Below are 18,262 nucleotides of genomic sequence, written 5' to 3'. Positions count from 1 at the left end.
CTTAGTATCCTAACCCGTGATCAAATCCATATAAAACACTGCCATCATGGTTGTAAATCGTAACAGGCAGCTTTCCTGTCGGATTATTTTTACCAAAAATTGTACTTGCTGTTGCTTCAAAGCTCTTTGGTCTAAAGCCAAATTGAACAAGATAGGCATCTACATTCGTATAGGACATAACGTCATATGGATTTCTAGCCCCAACAGCAATGACAGGTACACCAGTCTCGATGAGTTGTCTTATCATCACCATTTGACTAGCGTCGTTGGCTCTGCCTCCAACACTTGAGGTGTAGGTTCCAGCAATGATGTATTTTGCATCCTTCACTTGTGCTAATTGTGTAGCATCAAGTGATTCTGAAGCATTGATATAAATTGCGCCAGGATGGTATTTTTGGACCTCAGCTGCAAGGAGATTCATAGAGAAAGCCGCCCCACCAACCACAACAATCTTATCTTCAGGAGAAACATTAAGTGGAAGTATATCATTATTTTTTACAAGCGTAATTGATTTTTCTGCTGCTTCTTTTTCAACTGCTTTATGTTCAGGTGAACCTACTACTTGAATAGCCTTCGCAACCTTTTCATCAAGACTCCTTTCCATTTCCGCCTTAACAATGCTTCTATTTAATTTCAGGGTTAATATCCGCTCTACTGACTGCTCAAGTCTATCTTCTGAGATATCGCCAGCGTTGACTGAATCATAAAGTCCATTTGCCACTGCTTGGATTCCCACTGGCATTAATAGGACATCTGCACCTGCTTTTACAGCACGGATAGCTGCATCAACGGATCCAAAATGATCGGCAATCGCACCCATATTCATCGCATCAGTTACGATAACACCTTTAAAGCCCATTTCTTCGCGCATTAGACCTGTTAATATCTTGTGGGAAAGCGTACCTGGTACAGAGACTTCTGTTCCGTCCTTTTTAGAAATTGCTTTTGTATCATCAATTTTTGGGAACGTTACGTGCGCTGACATAATCGCATCAATACCAGCATCCATTGCCTGCTGGAAAGGATATAATTCTACTTTCTTTAATCGATTAAGATCATGAGGTACCGATGGAAGTCCTACATGTGAATCAACCGCAGTATCTCCATGACCTGGAAAATGCTTAGCAGTGGCCGAAGTGCCCGTTTCATGAAGTCCTTTAATATAAGCATTTCCCAACTTTGAAACTAACTCAGGGTCTTCACCAAAAGAACGCACACCGATAACAGGATTATCAGGATTATTGTTTACATCCAACACTGGTCCAAAATTCATGTTAATCCCAAGTGCGTTTAGCTCTTCACCTATTGTCCTGCCGACTTTTTCAGCTAGCTCTTCAGATTTAGTCGCACCCAATGCCATATTGCCTGGCATATCGGTACCAGTTTGCAGACGTGTAACGATTCCACCTTCCTGGTCAATGGAAATCAACAGTCCATACTTTTCCGCTGCTTCTTGATAAGCATCCACTAGTTTGGTCGTCTGTTCAGCTGTCACCGTATTTTCACGGAATAAAATCACACCACCAAGATGATAATCCTTTACAAGCTTTGCAATTTCGTCGTTCATTACCGTGACATTTTTGCCATTCCAATTTCTAAAGTCAGGCATTAGCATTTGTCCGACTTTTTCTTCCATTGTCATGTGATCGATGGCATTGCCGATAAGGTCATAACGTGCGCCTTTTTCTTTTTCAACAAGGATATTGTCTTGATTTCCCTTAAATTGAATTGAAATTCTGTCGGTATTGCTGCCATCGCTGACAGAGATAAACGTTGTACCATTGTGACCGGATAAAGTTACTTCTCCATCTTCAGATATAGAGGCAACATTCTTATTTGAAGACTTCCATTTTAAGTTCTCAGAGACCAGCATAAAGTGGCCATCCTCATAAACATGAAGTGCGTTTAAATCAAGTTTATTATTCTTTACTTCCCTTGTAACCTGTGGAACATTGAGATCAATCACTAAATCCGCGATTTCTGAAGCTGCTGTTGCTCCTGAAAACGGAATCCCTGTCAACACGAGTGCAAATGCTAGAAACGAGGTCATAAATGTCTTTAAAAATTTTCGCATGTTTCTCCTCCTCAAGTTATTCTTTTTTTAATAGTCCCTTAGCTCCCATTCATTTTTTGCAAAAGAAAGAGGAGCTCCTGAATCAAGTTTTGGATTCTGAATATACCAGCCGCGGGAATTTGTAGAACCATCGGTTTGATATAAAAACCGTAATTTCGTCGAATCACTAGGTATATCCAATTCTTTCTTTTCCCAGCCATTGCTTGTGCCTGTTAACTGAGCAAGCTGGTGCCAACTGCCATCTCTATAAATCTCTACGGATCCGATATCCCATACATTCTCAATCATGTGCCATGTGGAGAACGTGAGTGTGGTATCCTTGGATAATTGAAGATCAGTTTCCATTACTCGGTTTAACTTGTCGCCGTACCCTGCAAACCAAGCATCACTCTTACCAGGAATCGAGACAGGAATCGAATCAGCTACATTTCTAGCAAATAAGCGACGGGTTTGATTCATTGACCCCATATTTCTTGACGGATGGACACGGTTGGTCAGTAAGATCGCTACGGTTTTATTGTTCGGGCTTACTACAATCGAAGTTCCTGTATACCCCGTATGGCCAAAAGAGTAGGTACCTTCTGATAAAGCATCCATATACCAGCCCTGGCCTAGCTCCCAGCCAAGGCCATGGTCATTCCCAGGGAATGCGGCGTTCTGATTTTGCAGCAGCAACTGTACCGTTTCCGGCTTCAGGATTCTTTTGCCACCATACATGCCTTCATTAATAAAAATATGGGCAAGCTTTGCAAGATCATTTGCTGTTGAGAACACACCCGCATGTCCGGCAACCCCATCCAATGACCAAGCATTCTCATCATGAACTTCTCCCCAGACGAGACCACGATTTGGTGTTGACTGGTATTCGGTCGCAGCAATGCGATTTTTCAAAGAAGCCGGCGGATTGTACATCGTATCCTTCATCCCTAAAGGTTCTGTGATGTGCTCCCGGACAAATTCATCCTGGCGCTGGCCGGACAGGTGCTCAACTAACATTCCTAACGTGATCATATTTAAATCACTGTATTCGTAAGTCGTACCGGGTGCATTTTTCAAAGGTTGGTTTAATACCAACTTCAGCCTATCTTCTCTTGAATTCCCTTTTGAATATAGAGGAATCCAGGAGACAAAACCGGATGTGTGGGTTAACAACTGTTGAATCGTTACGTTTTCTTTCCCGTTTGCAGCAAATTCTGGAATATGTTTTGCCACCGGATCATCAAGATTGAATAATCCTTTTTCAAAAAGAATCATCACGGCCGTAGCAGTAAAAATCTTGCTAATAGACGCTAAGTCAAAAATCGTGTCGTTTTCCATTGGAATTGGATTTTCCATTTCGGTAAACTTACCATCGGTGTATTGAGCTGAATAGCCATAAGCGTCATGTTTCACAATTTTCCCAGCTCTCGCTACAAATGTGACAGCGCCTGGCATTAATTTTTGTGAAATTGCTTGGTTCATAATTTGATAGATTTGCTGGAGTGGAGCTTCCACCATTCCGGCTCCTTGTGCAGAGCTTGGGTGAAGTACGCTCGAAACAGGGATGACAGTCGAATTCCATGTAAAGGCAGGGTGTGGTTGCTTTGATGGGAATGTGTGTTTCCCTTGCTTTTCAATCGTTGGATCACTAGGAAGGTCATTGTTGGCAAATACTGTTGAGGTGCCTAGTAGCATGGTACAAACTGCTGTAATCATAAATTTTTTTCTTTTCATACGTCCTCCTTTATACAATTGAATGAATTGTAGGCGGGTCTCCCTATGTATACCGAGATAATGGTGACGCTTACAATTTATAGTAAAAGCATATAGGTAATGGTGTACAGTAGTCTATACCACATAAGTCCCGTAACAGACGTTTCTACAGGTCAAAAGGATTACGCCATTGGAATTATTTTTTAAAATTTATTATAAAAATATGAAATTTTATTTCAATTGTTTAATAAATTGGGATATACACAAAAAGAACCCCCGATAATCTATTCGGGGGTCTAGATAGTTTTTTTACACGGCCACATAATACTTTTTATTCTTTCAATACTAGTAGTGAACAGCACTCCACACGTGTGGAGTCTGAGAACAATTAATTAATTTTATTGATTAATACTTGAATATCCATATATTCTTTGAACAAATGTCATCCTTACATTCCAAACTTTTGGAGCCTTTTATAAAAAGTACTCCTTGGTATTTCTAGTAATTTCGCGGCTGCGGTTACATTTCCTTTTGTCTTTATTAATGCATCCACCATTAGGTCCTTTTGTATTTTTTCTCGGGCATTTAACTTCTTTTCAGCATCTTCTTTATTTACTTGAGAATTTGACGAAGAACTGGATGGATGTCTTATTATTAAAGAATCAAAGCTATTAACAAAAATATTCTGACTTGACTGTTCATCAAGAGACATAATGTACAGCCGCTCTAAAACGTTTATTAATTCTCTTATGTTTCCGGCCCATTCATAGTCTTTCAATCTATAAGATAGCTCATCCATATTAGGGATGTTCCATCCATTTCTTTTACAGAAATACCTGATAAGGTGCGGGATATCTTCTTTTCTTTTTCTAAGAGAAGGAACTTCAATTGGAAAAACGTTCAAACGATAATAGAGGTCTTCCCGAAAAATTCCGTCTTCTACAAGTTTCATAATATCACGGTGGGTTGCTGTAATAACACGAACATCCAATGGGATTTCCTTCGTACTCCCAATCGGGGAAACTATCTTTTCCTGAAGTACACGCAATAAGACCACTTGCATGGAATGCGGAATTTCACCTATCTCATCAAGAAAGATCGTCCCCTTCTGAGCCTGTTCAAATTTCCCTTTATATCCTTGCCTCCTTGCCCCGGTAAAGGCCCCTTCGACATAGCCAAAAAGCTCACTTTCCATAAGTTCTTTCGGAATCGCTCCGCAGTTTAATGAAATAAATGGGCCATCCTTTCGGGGGCTGTTGTCATGAATTGCCCGAGCAATCAGCTCTTTTCCAGAACCGGTTTCACCTGAAATAAACACGGCGGTATCTGTTGGAGCTACAAGCTTAACCTTGGCTAACGTATGTTGAAAAACCTCACTCGTTCCACACTCTCCTTTAAAGATAAAGGGTTTTGAATGACTTTGTACTTGAATTGATACGTTTTTACGATGTGTAAGCACTTCTGAAATAAAATAGCAGCTTCCGATGATCCTGTTGTTTTCCTTCAAATGAAAAGGCATTTCAGCATCAATTTGGTATCCGTTATGTAATAGTTCATACAAGTTCATTCCGATCGATTGAGGGAACCTTTCGCGAAGCGGTTTACTCGCGGATATGATTATTTGTTTTTGATTACATACCAGAAAGAACTGGTTTTGATAGTTCTCTGCAAGATGGCTTGCTTGCTGGAAAAGTGTTATTTCTTCTAAATAGGCCCGCTTGCTGATTTCTTTTTCAATGCCATAAGAAATCGAAGTGACCATTCCAAGCATAAAGGGGTGAGAATTATTAACTGGGCATGAAACATCAATGACGCCCATTAGATTTCCATTATCGTGAAAAATAGGTGTGGCGGAACAGCTCCATTGATGGGAAGCGACGGAATAATGCTCAGCCCCATTAATAGTTACCGCTTCTTTTGTCTGTAACGCTGTCCCTATTGCATTTGTACCGACCTCAGCCTCAGTCCAGCGCACCCCTTCAACAAAATTGATTTTTCTTGCATCCGACAACGTTTGTTCATTTCCAGTTAATGATAAAACATATCCATCCGGATCGACCAAAAGTGCCATCATTCCAGAATCTTTTATTGCCTGATCCATCTTTTTTATATAAGGGGAGGCTATTTCGATCAGCAGAGAATTCTTTTCTTTTTTGACATTCAATTCTTCTTTTGATAATAAATCAAGACCTTTATTTAAATAAGGGTTTACCCTTTCTTTTTTACAACGGTGCCAGGATTCCGATATTCGTTTGTTTAACCGTGCCGGATCCAGAATTCCTTCTTTTACAAATCGCTTCCAAGCATCAAAATAAAAAGTAGTATTCATAATCCCTCCTGTAATCATAGGAAATATTTTCTACAGTAATTTGTGATAGATTACTTGTTGTAAATCTTGCGAAGAAAAAAGAAGTATTAGAAGAAAAAAGTCAAAACGTGGTGGGTAAACGTACAGTTCTTATTATACAAAACTAAGAATGCGCTTTCAATCAGTCGATTGCATTATATAGAAAATTCAAAAAAGCTACGCGCAATAAACGCATAGCTTGATAATTTATAGAATAATTATAACGAAGGATCTACTCTTATATCTTTTTGGTTATACAAAAGAGCATAAACATTTCTCCTTTTCTTAAACATGAACCGCATGTCCAACGGCACTAAGTAATGCCTCATGGATTGCCTCAGAAAGACTTGGATGGGCAGCAATAAATTGTTCCAAACTATCCGTTGTCAACTCAGCATGAAGCATGACGGTACCTTGCCCAATCAGTTCGGTGGCGTGGGGTCCGACAATCGAAACACCAACAATTTCCCCGTACTCTGGTTCAACCAACACCTTTACCTTTCCAGATAGTTCATTAGAAATTAACGCCTTCCCGTTTGCGGAGAATGGAAACTCCCCAACTCTTATGTCACCATATTGGTCGATGGCCAGCTTTTCCGTTATACCTACACTGGCAATCTCAGGTGAGGTATAAATGCAGCGGGGAACAGCACGATAATTTACCTGTGTATCCATCCCGCATGCGTTTAAAGCGGCAACTGTTCCTTCATGGAATGCCACATGGGCCAATTGAATTCCGCCAATAACGTCTCCACAGGCATAGATATTTGGAATGTTTGTTTGCATTTGCTCATTTACTACAATTCCTTGTCTTGAAAAATCAATGCCGATGTTCTCAAGACCCAAGCTATTTACCCTTGGCTTGCGGCCAATCGAAACGAGGACCAAATCTGGCTCAACCTCATGGAGACCTTTATCGTTTTCTATAAACGCCTTCTTCTGATCCTTGTTTAAATCTTTTAGTCTAGTAGAAGCAAAGATAGTAACACCGTCGTTTTCAAGCTCCTTATGTAAGATCGCAGCTACATCTTTATCTTCTCCCGGCAGCAGCTGATCCGCCATCTCCACAATGGTGACTTTTGTTCCCAATCTGCTATAAATACTAGCAAACTCACAGCCGATTACACCTCCGCCGATAATTAGCAACGAGGAAGGAATGGACTGTAGCGACATCGCCTGACCACTATGAATGATCCAATCTCCGTCAAACGGTGCAAATGGCAGCTGGATCGGTTCAGAGCCAGCAGAAATAATTATTTTGTCTGCAGTTATCTCTTCTTGGTTCCCATTATGCTCAATCCGTAAAACCTGGCTCGTTTGGAAAGACGCCGATCCCTTGACTACCTTTATTTTATTTTTCCTCATTAAATATTGAATTCCTTGAACAAGCGTCGTAACAATCTTGTTTTTACGACCCTGGACGGTATTCCAATCAATTTCAATGCTGCCGGTGGGCAGACGAATCCCAAACTCACTCGCGTGTTGAAGTTTATTGTACACTCCAGCACTTTCTAAGAGGGCTTTCGTAGGCATGCACCCTTCATTTAAACATGTACCTCCAAGTGGTCCCTGGTCTATTATTGTCACTTCATGACCCTGCTGGGCTGCAGTAATTGCAGCCACGTATCCAGCAGGACCACCACCTATAATTGCGATCAGAGTCATAAGAGTTCCCTTCTTTCTATAAAAGCATAGTTATCGGCTCTTCTAAATACTGCTTGACCGTTTGTAAAAATGCTGCAGCAGGAGCTCCATCAAGTACACGGTGATCAAATGTCAAACTGAGCGGAAGAATGCTTCTTCTTTCTAAATTTTCACCAATATAGGTTGGGGTATCATAAACAGCACCGACACCAAGAATCCCTGTTTCAGGTGGATTTAAGACTGGTGTGAAATGCTCAACACCATAGGCTCCGAGATTACTAATCGTAAACGTGGAACCTTGCATTTCCTCGTGAGTAAGCTGAGTTTGTCTTGCTTTTTGTGCCAGGGTTTTAATACTTCGAGATAAATCAATAAGTGAACAACTTTCAGCATTGCGGATGACTGGAACCACTAACCCTTTTTCAAGCGCAACTGCCATGCCAAGATGAACGTTCTTGAACAAATGAATTTTATCGTCCATATACGCACTATTCATTTCTCCGTGCTTCTGCAGTGAGAGCACAACGGCACGAGCAATAAAGTCGGTCACCGTTATTTTTTGATCATAATGATTTTGAACAGTTTGGGCTATTTGCTTTTGTAAAGCCAATAAATCCGTCACATAGGCCTTCATGTTAATCGTTAGTTGTGCAGTTTTTTGCAGGCTGTCAAACATTCGTCCAGCAATCACTTTTCGGATTCCACTGAGAGGGATTTGCTGGGTCTCCTCTATTGGGTTCACCGGAGTTTCGACTGTTTCCTTTTTCTCCTCTGCCTGAGGCGAAGCTGAATTTTTTATGGCTGTCTCTACATCTTCCTTTGTTATTCTTCCTCCAGGTCCCGTTCCTTTGATATTTTCAATAGTAAGGTTGGCTGCTTCCGCGATTTTCCTTGCGACTGGGGAAATTTTCACGCGATTCCGCGCCGCTTTTACTGAAGTGATAGACTCTTGTTTTTCATTTACAGATGTGGCATTTTCCACTTCAGTTTTTTGGGCTTCTTCGACTGCCAACGCAGCAGCTACTTCTTCACCCGGGATTCCGATGTAACAAATCACAGTCCCAGGAGGAACCCCTTCTCCTTCGGGAACAGCAATTTTCAATACTGTTCCCTCCGAAGGAGATTCCACATCAATTTCAATTTTTTCTGAACTGACGCTTGCTATCGGTTCACCCTTTTCGACAGGGTCTCCGACTCCTTTATTCCATATCGATACAGTGCCTTCTTTCATCGCCATTCCCAATTTCGGCATCACAACTTCTACCGCCATGTTGATCTCTCCTTCCCGCTCTCTGATTTATACTTCTAAGGGTGCTCCTACTAGTTCTGTTGCCACTTTACCTACTGTTTCTGCTTTAGGCAGATAAATATCCTCGAGCACCGGTGAGAAAGGTACAGGCGTGTGCGGTGCCGTGATTCGTTTAATTGGTGCATCAAGTGTATCGAACCCTTTATCGGCAACTAGTGCTGCAATATCCGTAGCAATACTGCATCTTGGATTGGCTTCATCAATAACGATTAAACGGTTGGTTTTTGCTACAGACGAAAGAATCGTTTCTTCATCCATCGGCGACAGGCTGCGTGGATCAACGACTTCCACTTCAATTCCCTTCGCTGAAAGTTGCTCAGCAGCTTCCAATGCAGTATGTACCATTTTGCCAACCGCTACAATGGTTACATCTGACCCTTCCCGCTTGATATCTGCTTTACCAATCGGAATCGTATAATAACCTTCTGGAACATCGCCTGTCATATTATAGAGTGTTTTATCCTCAAAAAAGATGACAGGATCGTTATCTTCGATCGCTGCGAGTAATAATCCCTTTGCTTCATAAGGTGTGGAAGGGACAACCACTTTTACACCTGGAATCGCAGTAAACAGAGCATATAAACTTTGGGAGTGCTGGGCAGCCGCTCTAAATCCGGCACCATGCATGGTTCGAATGGTAACTGGAACCTGGGCCTTGCCCCCAAACATATAGCGAAACTTAGCCCCTTGATTTAATACTTCATCTAAACAGCTTCCAATAAAGTCGTTAAACATTAATTCAGCAATTGGCCTTAAACCGGTTGAGGCCGCCGCCATCGCTGCTCCCATATAACCTGCTTCTGTAATTGGGGTATCCAAAATTCTTTCCCGTCCAAACTCCTGAACAAGTCCTTTCGTAACCCCTAGAACTCCTCCCCATGCATCTTCGTCCTGCAAGTGATCCACTTCAGCCCCGCCGGCCACGTCCTCACCTAATAAAATGACATTTTCGTCCTTACGCATTGCAAGTTTCATAGCCTCATTAATCGCTGCTGACATACTCAATTTCCTTGCCATAATCAAATTCCTCCTTTTAATTAGTCGATCAATAAAATTACTAAATTCTAAACTTATTAATCGGGGCTGCTCCTATAAGCCGTCCATTTTGAATCACCAATTTCTGGGTTTTCCATTTTAATAAGACACATAAACATCGGTTAACAACTCAGAAGGACTTGGGTACGGGCTCTCTTCACTGAACTTCACAGCTTGATTTACCGCTTCTTCAACCGAGTTTTCTAATTTGGTTAATTCGTTTTCAGCTAACAGCTCCTGGCTTAGCAAGTGATTTCTAAAAAGTAGAATGGCATCTTTATCCGTTTTATGCTCGACCTTTTCTTGGTCCGTTTTGTATTTTTGGGCATCTCCTTCGAAATGGCCATAATTTCGATATGTCACACATTCAATTAGTGTTGGACCTTCGCCGCGGCGTGCCCTCGCAACAGCTTCTTCTGCTGCTTGGTAGACTGCGAGAACATCTTTTCCATCTACCTTAATACCTGGGATATTATATCCAATCGCCCGATCAACAATGGATTTACAGCTTGACGCATAGGTAAATGGAGTAGCCTCAGCATAGCCGTTATTTTCGGCAACAAAAACGACTGGAAGATTCCAAATAGCAGCAAGATTAATTCCTTCATGGAAAGTCCCGTGGTTTTGGGCGCCATCTCCAAAGAAACAAACGCTTACATCCTTAGTTTTCTTATACTTAGCTGTTAAAGCAGAACCGCATGCGAGAGGAAAGCCACCGCCGACAATTCCATTCGCACCCAGCATCCCTTTATCAAGGTCGGCAATATGCATAGATCCGCCCTTTCCTTTGCATAAACCAGTTACTTTCCCGTAAATTTCCGCCATCATCCCATTTAAATCACAGCCTTTGGCAATACAATGACCGTGTCCGCGATGGGTACTTGTTATACTATCTTTATCAGTTAAATGGGCACAAACGCCCACAGCAACGGCTTCTTCTCCTGCGTATAAATGAACAAATCCTGGCAAGATTCCCTGTGCAAATAACTCATGCACACTGTCCTCAAAGTTTCGGATTTCTAGCATTTTTTGATACATCCATTGTGCTTTTTCCTTTGTTAAAGCTACATCTTTACTATCCATCGTTCTCATTTTTTCAGCCTCCCTGGAAAAATTCATTACAACTTTATTAAAGCAAGAACCGTGCCAAAAAACGGAAGCCATATTTTCAATGCTTTAACGAAAATTCAGGTATAAAAAAAGAGACAAAACGAAACAACTGTCTCGTTTTGTCTCTTTTTGATTACTTTCCAGGTGGCTACTAAAATTAATTTTCCATAAAGGTTTATTAAATTTGTTTCATTTATTTAAATTACCTAATTCGCTTGAAAAGGGCTGCCATATCTGGCAGCCCGCTTAGTTTTCTTCCTCTTTAAAGATAGACTTTATTAAAGTTTGAGGGATATTCAGTGTTTCATCGAAAAAAATTGGAACATCTTCTCCATCTCCCCTCTTTTTGAGGGTAGTTACTTCATTATTTATCTTCTCCATTTTGAAATCCAACTCAGAAGCTGAAAGTGCTGCCTCTTTTAAATCATTTTTTATCCTCTCTGGTATTTCCTTGTCATATTTATAGTATATTTTATGTTCCAGACTTGCCCAAAAATCCATGGCAATTGTACGTATTTGCAGCTCCACGAACACCATTTCTACTTTGTCTGACATAAAAACAGGGATTTTAATAATTAGATGGAGACTTTGATAACCGTTCGGTTTCGGATTCTTTATATAATCCTTCCTTTTAACTAACTCTACATCCTTTTGATTTTCAATGATCTGACTTATTTTATAGACATCCGTGATAAAGGGGCAAACAATCCGAATCCCTGCAATGTCTTTAATATTCTCTTTAATGGATTCCAAAGAAAAACTAAGGTTTTTCGCATGCATCTTCTTTAGAATACTCTCCGGTGATTTTAGCCTCGAATTTGTATGTTCAATTGGGTTATATTCATGAATGTGAATAAATTCTTCTTTTAAAATATTTATTTTTGTATTCATTTCATCCAATCCAAATTTATACATTAATGAAAACCGTATTAATTCGTTTTTCATATTCCTTAACTTAATCATTTGCTGCTGGGCCAACTCTTCCATTTATATATGTCTCCTTTTAGCAAAGCTGATAAATTAGTAAATAGATTTTCGGATCCAATCTTATCTTAGACCCTTTGTTTTATTTTGCCAAAACGATCCTAAATAATAGCTTTAAATGAATGCCGAATGACATCCCCTCGGCTAATGATTCCAACTAATACCCCGTTTCGTTCTACCGGCAGCTTTTTAATTTGCCTTTTTCCTAAGAGGGCTGCAATATTTTCTATTTCTTCATTCCATGAAACTTTGAGAACTTTTCTTTTAGCAATTTCAAGAACATTCTTTTTTAGCACTCTTTTTACTCTTTCAAAGAATTCCTCATCATCCCCCTGGATCGTAAAGCTATAGGAAAAAGGATCAAAAAATCGATCTTCATGCTTTCCAATATATCGCAGGATATCACCATCACTTACATACCCAACAATTTCGTTTCTGTCATTGACCACAGGAAGTCCGCTGATACCATACGTAATGAATTTCTCGATGACCGATCGCACTGAATCGTTTTCCTTTACTTTATAGACTTGTTGAATCATGATCTCATATGCTTTCATTATTTATTCTCCTATGCAAAGTTTAGTGAATGATTTCACATTAACCCGTAAATAGTTGGCCTTTCATTAACGTGGATTTATTACCTTCATTCCTTTAGAATACCCTATATTAAAAAACTACCGAAAGAGATTAGTTTGAACCGTAGAATTATTACGGCACCTAACTATCAGAATAGACGGCCCCATAAAACTTTTTACCATGCAGCCCGTATCCAAGAGATTCCTTATGTCGGGAAAATATTGTGTTTTTTTGCCTCATGTAAACCATCTTTAATTTTTACTAGCAAATTCACCAAGAGTTGTTGTTCTTCTTCAGTTGTCTTTGAGAAAATCTTTGTCACATGGTTACTATATAAGGGCGATAATGTGTTCAAAACACTGCTTCCTTTTTCAGTTAAATAAATGGCTGTTTTTCTCCGGTCATCGAGAATATCCCTTCTAATAAAACCATCCTTTTCCAGACCATCTAGTAAACCCGTCATCGTGGACCTGGTAACTCCTATTTCATCCGCTAACTCTGAAGGGTTAAGAGGACGTTCATGGTTTAGAACTGATAGTAGAACTTTTAATTTTCCATTAGACAATCCGAAATACGATAACTTGGAAGTCACCTCATATTCCAACTCTCTTGCCACTCCCAATAGTTGAATCAATACTTCAAAGTGACGATCCCCATTAAAAGGGTTCCTTGTTAGATTTGGATTGATATTCTTGTTCAATCGATCACCCCTACATAATAGTAAGCCACCTAATTATAAGGTGGCTTATTATTCATTGTCAACGCGTTATTATGGTAGCAACAGGTAAAAGGTGTAGGTTTACTCAGAAAATTCTCATTGAAGATAAGTATACATCTACCACTTTTTATCTTTGCTTAATCAAAATGGTAGATTTTCTGCAATTTTTTGCCGGCCATATTTACTAACCAATACATCACGACGGAAAGAATAGCCAAGATGGTGATACTGGTCATCACTAGATTCATTTGGAATACTTGACCTCCGTAAGTAATGAGGAAGCCTAAGCCCGCTTTGGAGGAAAGGAATTCACCCATAATTACACCTACAAGAGTTAGCCCGACATTCACTTTCATCGTCGCCACAAAATTGGGGATGCTGGCTGGAAGAACGACCATCTTCAGCATTTGCCAGCGCGTAGCACCGAATGACTCCATCAGCTTCGTTTTGCCTTTCGAGATCTCCTGGAAACCGGAGTGGACCATAATAACGGTAACGATAATGGAGATAGCAATCGCCATTCCATAGATGGATAGCTGGTCCCCGAGCCAGATGTAGAAAATAGGACCAAGCGCCACTTTCGGTAAAGCATTTAGCACGACAATATAAGGCTCGACCACTTCGGAAAGAAAACGGGAACTCCAAAGCAGGATGGCAAGTAGCGTACCTATCACCATAGATACGATGAAACCTAAGATGGTTTCTTTCGTGGTAATCCACGTGTGATGCAAGATTTCGCCTTTGATTAACAATTCATTAAACGAAGCAAAAATTTGGGAAGGTTTACTTGTTAACATAGTATCAATCCAACTCATGTTTGCCGCTAATTCCCAAACTCCTAAAAACACGAAGAGTACTAGCCATTGTGCCAAGCGAATCGATAGGTTGCGATTCCGCTGCTTGCGTAAATAGGATGAATATTGAACGCTGGGCAATTTTTCGTTTGGTGCCCTCTGAATGAAAGGTTCCGCTGCGACATCGCTTGAGGCAGTCATTATTTTAGGATTAGGTACGGACATTTTCTTCCAACTCCCTCCAAATGGTATTAAAGTACGTATGGTATTCCGGGGTCTCCCTCGTATGAAATGGAGAAGGCCTTCCGTGTTCATTGGCAAATTCAATTCGATAGTCGGATTGAATGGTACTTGGTCTTCTGGACATCACAATGACTCGGTCGGCCATCGAGATAGCCTCAGAGATATCATGGGTGACTAAGATAGCTGTTTTCCCTTGCTCGCGCAGGATGGAGGAAATTTCATCCGATAAATTCAAACGAGTTTGATAGTCTAACGCAGAAAATGGTTCGTCCAATAACAGGATCTCCGGCATTACAACTAAGGTTCGTATTAAGGCAACTCGTTGCCGCATTCCCCCAGAAAGCTGCTTTGGACTGTGATGGACAAATTCTCCTAAACCATAACGGTGCAAGAGATCCAAGGCACGTTCCTTCGCTTCTTTTCGATCCATTCCGCGGATTTCAGCCCCAACAAGGACATTGTTCAAAATATCTCTCCATTCAAATAAGTGGTCATGCTGCAACATATACCCGATTCGCTTGGACGGCTCCTTCACTTTTTCACCGAAAAGCCGGACCTCTCCTTCTGTCGGTATAATCATCCCCGAGATGAGGGAAAGCAAAGTGCTTTTCCCACAGCCGCTTGGACCAACAATGCTGATGAACTCTCCCTCCTGGATCGAGAGATTGATATGTTGAAGAGCCTTCGTCTCCTCTTTTGGTGTAAAGTAATGCAAGGATACATCCTGCAATTCGATTTGCGTCATTACTTTCAGCTCCTTCCCCTTAATTTCCTTCTTGTACGGCTTTCTCTGCAAAGGTTGTCTCAACTATATCTCCATGCTTGACCTGTTGATCTGATGGCAGTACCCCGCTTTCAACCAGTGTGTCCTGGAGTTTATCCAATTGTGCCTGGTCCAAAACAGGGTTCTTTGCCCATGAATTTTGCTTGGCATATCGTTCCACTGATTTTTGGATTAACTCTTTGGATGTTCCTTCGAAATATGGCTCAAGTGCGGCAGCTGCTTCCTCAGCAGAATGTTCATTCAGCCATAGGGTAGCCTTGTAAACGGCATTCGACCACTTTTGTAAAGTTTCAGGATTCTTCTTCATAAATTCATTTGTTGCTACATACGATGTTTCCGGATAGGACCCGTATGCTTCCCCCATGGATGCGACTAGTTTAGCCTTGCCTGATTGCTCGAGCATGGAGGCGAGGGGCTCGAATACTTGAATGTATTCCCCTTTACCGCTTTCGAAGGCACCGACCATGGCCGGGGAAGCAATATTGGTGATTAGTTTTGACTTCCCGACTTGATTCTTCTTAAGTACTTGAGACATCACCATTTCCGGCGAACTTCCCGGCCTCCAGCTCACCACAGCTTGGCCATTTAAATCGCTCCATTGAAACGGGCTCTTAGGGTTTCGTGCCAATAAGAAGGAACCGTCCGTTGACGTCAGCTGATAAAACACTTTTAAGGACTGTTTCCCGTGCTGATTAAAGATGAACACAGCCGACTCAGGACCCACCAGCGAAACATCTGCCGTTCCGGACAGTAAGGCTGCAGCCCCTTTGTCTGAGCCTTGGGAAGTCGTCATATCAACTTCTAGACCCTCGTCACGGAAAAACCCTTTCTCCATGGCAATATAATGGGGGGCATAAAAGATGGAACGGATGACCTCTGAAAAACGAACCTGTGTAAGTTTATCCCCATTTTGTTTAGGGACAGTACCCTCTTTTGAGCTTGTGGTTTGTGCGGGATTCCCACAGCCCGTTAACATCAACGAGAGTGCGGTAAAACAGGCCATCATGACTCCTGTGATTTTTTTCTTTTTGTTCATCGGTTAATTCCCCCTTAAATTTTGATTGATTTCTTAGAAACCAAATAATTTAATGCCATATCCTTTCCATAATTCTGAATCTCCTGATGTCCTGCACAAGCAAGTGGCATCGCAGTAACCCGCTCTCGCAGAACATAAATCTCGATTTCAGGCAACAAATATTCCAGGGCATATGCAAGAGGTAGGCCATTTTCTAAGATTTCCACGGAGTGTGGATTTCCGATTATAAAGGTCAACCCCAGGCGTTTCGCTTCCAAGACCAACGGATGATCTTCCCGTACTCGACTGATGCTTGCGATGATCGTATCGGTTTCCGGATACAGGTCAAGTGCTTGCTGAAGATGTTCGACGTTAAACCCGGTATGTGGGAAAAAGTGAAGGATATGCTTGACAGGAGTGTCCTCCTTTCCATTCAGAATCCCCGCTGGATTGGCTAATGTCGCCTCTTCCAGAAAATCGGTGGAGCGGATTTCTTGTTCGGATTTTAATAAAGTGGAATCAAACTGGCGTCCGATGTATCCATCCAGCCTCCTCAGGATATCTCCTGCTGTTTGGATTCCTTCCAAGGCAATTCCTTTGTGCAAGACATTCCCATGAAGTCCTCCAAAGCTAGTATCCGTTTTGAGCTTCTGATGTCCATGCAGATAGGCTAATCCGGGATGCAGTCCATGAAAGGCTTCATGCAGTTCAATGACGGATAGATTGTAAAGGGGTAAGTACTGGGCGAAGGGAACTCCGCCAGAGTTGGCCGCATCCGCAACCGGATGATGGACCACAAGTAAATCAAGCCCCATCCCGGACGCTAATTCAATTCCACACTCCGTCATGGTCATGGCCACTCCAATTTTTTTTACTGGAGCATTCATATCGCCATACACAAGTCCTGGGATTTCTACAACGCTTTTTCCTGGAATATTGGACGTCTTCATCAATACAAATGGATTGCTTCCTTTGGCAATTTCATTCCAATCCATTACCATTCGCCCTTTGGTAATGACATTCAAGGCTTGCAACACATCATGGATGGTACACTCATTCTGCATATTTATCATTTTCTTCCCTCCTAAAACATTTATAAAAAAATAAAAACCGCTTACCATGAAAACACACCAAAGCAATAAGCTTTAGTTCGTTTCATGATAAGCGGTTTGAAAGCCTCTTAAAAAATGGGCCCTAAACCTGCTCATCGTTCTGTTTTATTCGATCGGTTCCTTAAAGATAATAACCGTCAACGCCTGCTCGGTACGTGGATCATAGTCCTTAAAGATAACCTGAATTGGAAGACTTAGAGTTTCTTCGATCTTAGAAGCTAGGATTTCTTTGTAAGCCTCGATGATCGAAGAATCGACGACTCTTGTCAATAAGCGCTGTGTTTCATCCAATACTTTTAAAGCGGGGATCCGTTTATGCTGTGCATAAATAAATACCTTGTCCCCCACTAATTCAATCCGCTGTGATTTGATCCCGATTCCAAACAGCTCTTGATTCACCGTGTTGTAGATTTTGATAATTTCAAGTTTCAGTTGGTTAGCGGAGAGCTGCAGCTTCATCCTTTCACCTCTATTTACGTTTGCTATGTATCATAGTAAGTTTGTACATATCCATAATATACATTGATTAAAAACTATTGTCAATATTCTTAATATTAAATTTTTTTATGTTTTTCTTCTTTATTATTTCCAATTAATAGGACATAGGGGTCAGTCCCCTGGTGAAGTAAAGTCCATCCATATAATATCGGGGCTAAAGGAATATTTATTTAAATTAGATCTTTTTCCATTTTAACGTATTTTTCTTCACAACAAAAAAAGCTGACTCTTTAAGACAGCCGTATCATCTAGAAAGGAACCCTCAGATGAACAAGTAATTGGTTTCCTTCTCTATCTAAATTCAGATTATTATAAAGTCTTAGTATA

Annotated in this window: 15 protein-coding genes; all 15 read right to left on the bottom strand. The window is 41.0% G+C overall.

Annotated elements, in window-relative coordinates; translation table 11 throughout:
* Position 1 precedes the first annotated feature (1 nt).
* Positions 2-2,074 carry a beta-N-acetylhexosaminidase gene (gene nagZ, locus COJ96_RS04580; RefSeq protein ID WP_098571797.1) on the bottom strand — a complete coding sequence of 691 codons (2,073 nt, stop codon included), beginning with the start codon at positions 2,072-2,074 and terminating at the stop codon, positions 2-4.
* Positions 2,075-2,101: 27 nt separating this feature from the next.
* Complete coding sequence (locus tag COJ96_RS04575; RefSeq protein ID WP_098571796.1) at positions 2,102-3,787, bottom strand: serine hydrolase domain-containing protein; 1,686 nt, start codon at positions 3,785-3,787, stop codon at positions 2,102-2,104.
* A 427-nt stretch (positions 3,788-4,214) separates the two neighbouring features.
* On the bottom strand, positions 4,215-6,098 hold the full coding sequence (locus COJ96_RS04570; protein ID WP_180229988.1) for a sigma-54-dependent Fis family transcriptional regulator: 1,884 nt from the start codon (positions 6,096-6,098) through the stop codon (positions 4,215-4,217).
* A gap of 300 nt (positions 6,099-6,398) precedes the next feature.
* Positions 6,399-7,778, bottom strand: coding sequence for a dihydrolipoyl dehydrogenase (gene lpdA, locus COJ96_RS04565; protein ID WP_098571794.1), 1,380 nt, complete (start codon positions 7,776-7,778; stop codon positions 6,399-6,401).
* A gap of 16 nt (positions 7,779-7,794) precedes the next feature.
* The gene (locus COJ96_RS04560; RefSeq protein WP_098571793.1) at positions 7,795-9,027 is read right to left on the bottom strand and encodes a dihydrolipoamide acetyltransferase family protein; all 1,233 of its coding nucleotides are present in this window, start codon (positions 9,025-9,027) and stop codon (positions 7,795-7,797) included.
* Positions 9,028-9,054: 27 nt separating this feature from the next.
* Positions 9,055-10,083 (bottom strand): alpha-ketoacid dehydrogenase subunit beta, encoded by a 1,029-nt coding sequence (locus COJ96_RS04555; RefSeq protein ID WP_098571792.1) that lies wholly within the window; start codon positions 10,081-10,083, stop codon positions 9,055-9,057.
* Positions 10,084-10,200: 117 nt separating this feature from the next.
* Positions 10,201-11,193 (bottom strand): thiamine pyrophosphate-dependent dehydrogenase E1 component subunit alpha, encoded by a 993-nt coding sequence (locus tag COJ96_RS04550; protein ID WP_098571791.1) that lies wholly within the window; start codon positions 11,191-11,193, stop codon positions 10,201-10,203.
* A 264-nt stretch (positions 11,194-11,457) separates the two neighbouring features.
* Positions 11,458-12,198: a GTP pyrophosphokinase gene (locus COJ96_RS04545; protein ID WP_098571790.1), complete on the bottom strand. Its 741-nt coding sequence runs from the start codon at positions 12,196-12,198 to the stop codon at positions 11,458-11,460.
* A 98-nt stretch (positions 12,199-12,296) separates the two neighbouring features.
* On the bottom strand, positions 12,297-12,752 hold the full coding sequence (locus COJ96_RS04540; RefSeq protein WP_098571789.1) for a CBS domain-containing protein: 456 nt from the start codon (positions 12,750-12,752) through the stop codon (positions 12,297-12,299).
* 224 nt (positions 12,753-12,976) lie between these two features.
* Positions 12,977-13,471 carry a MarR family winged helix-turn-helix transcriptional regulator gene (locus COJ96_RS04535; protein WP_098571788.1) on the bottom strand — a complete coding sequence of 165 codons (495 nt, stop codon included), beginning with the start codon at positions 13,469-13,471 and terminating at the stop codon, positions 12,977-12,979.
* Positions 13,472-13,626: 155 nt separating this feature from the next.
* Complete coding sequence (locus COJ96_RS04530; RefSeq protein ID WP_098571787.1) at positions 13,627-14,508, bottom strand: ABC transporter permease; 882 nt, start codon at positions 14,506-14,508, stop codon at positions 13,627-13,629.
* Entirely contained in the window at positions 14,495-15,271 is a 777-nt protein-coding gene (locus COJ96_RS04525) for an ABC transporter ATP-binding protein (protein WP_098571786.1), read from the bottom strand. Before COJ96_RS04525 ends, COJ96_RS04530 begins: the two co-directional genes overlap by 14 nt.
* Before the next feature lie 19 nt (positions 15,272-15,290).
* Positions 15,291-16,346, bottom strand: a complete 1,056-nt coding sequence (locus tag COJ96_RS04520) for an ABC transporter substrate-binding protein (protein ID WP_257148425.1) — start codon at positions 16,344-16,346, stop codon at positions 15,291-15,293.
* A 14-nt stretch (positions 16,347-16,360) separates the two neighbouring features.
* A complete protein-coding gene (locus COJ96_RS04515) occupies positions 16,361-17,398 on the bottom strand; it encodes a Nif3-like dinuclear metal center hexameric protein (protein ID WP_098571785.1) in 1,038 nt (345 codons plus the stop codon).
* Between the two features lie 144 nt (positions 17,399-17,542).
* Entirely contained in the window at positions 17,543-17,896 is a 354-nt protein-coding gene (locus COJ96_RS04510) for a Na-translocating system protein MpsC family protein (protein WP_098571784.1), read from the bottom strand.
* Positions 17,897-18,262 lie beyond the last annotated feature (366 nt).

Origin of the sequence: Bacillus sp. AFS073361 (genome assembly GCF_002567005.1) — a bacterium.
Classification (GTDB): domain Bacteria; phylum Bacillota; class Bacilli; order Bacillales; family Cytobacillaceae; genus Neobacillus.
This window is presented reverse-complemented; position numbering and strand designations above follow the sequence as displayed.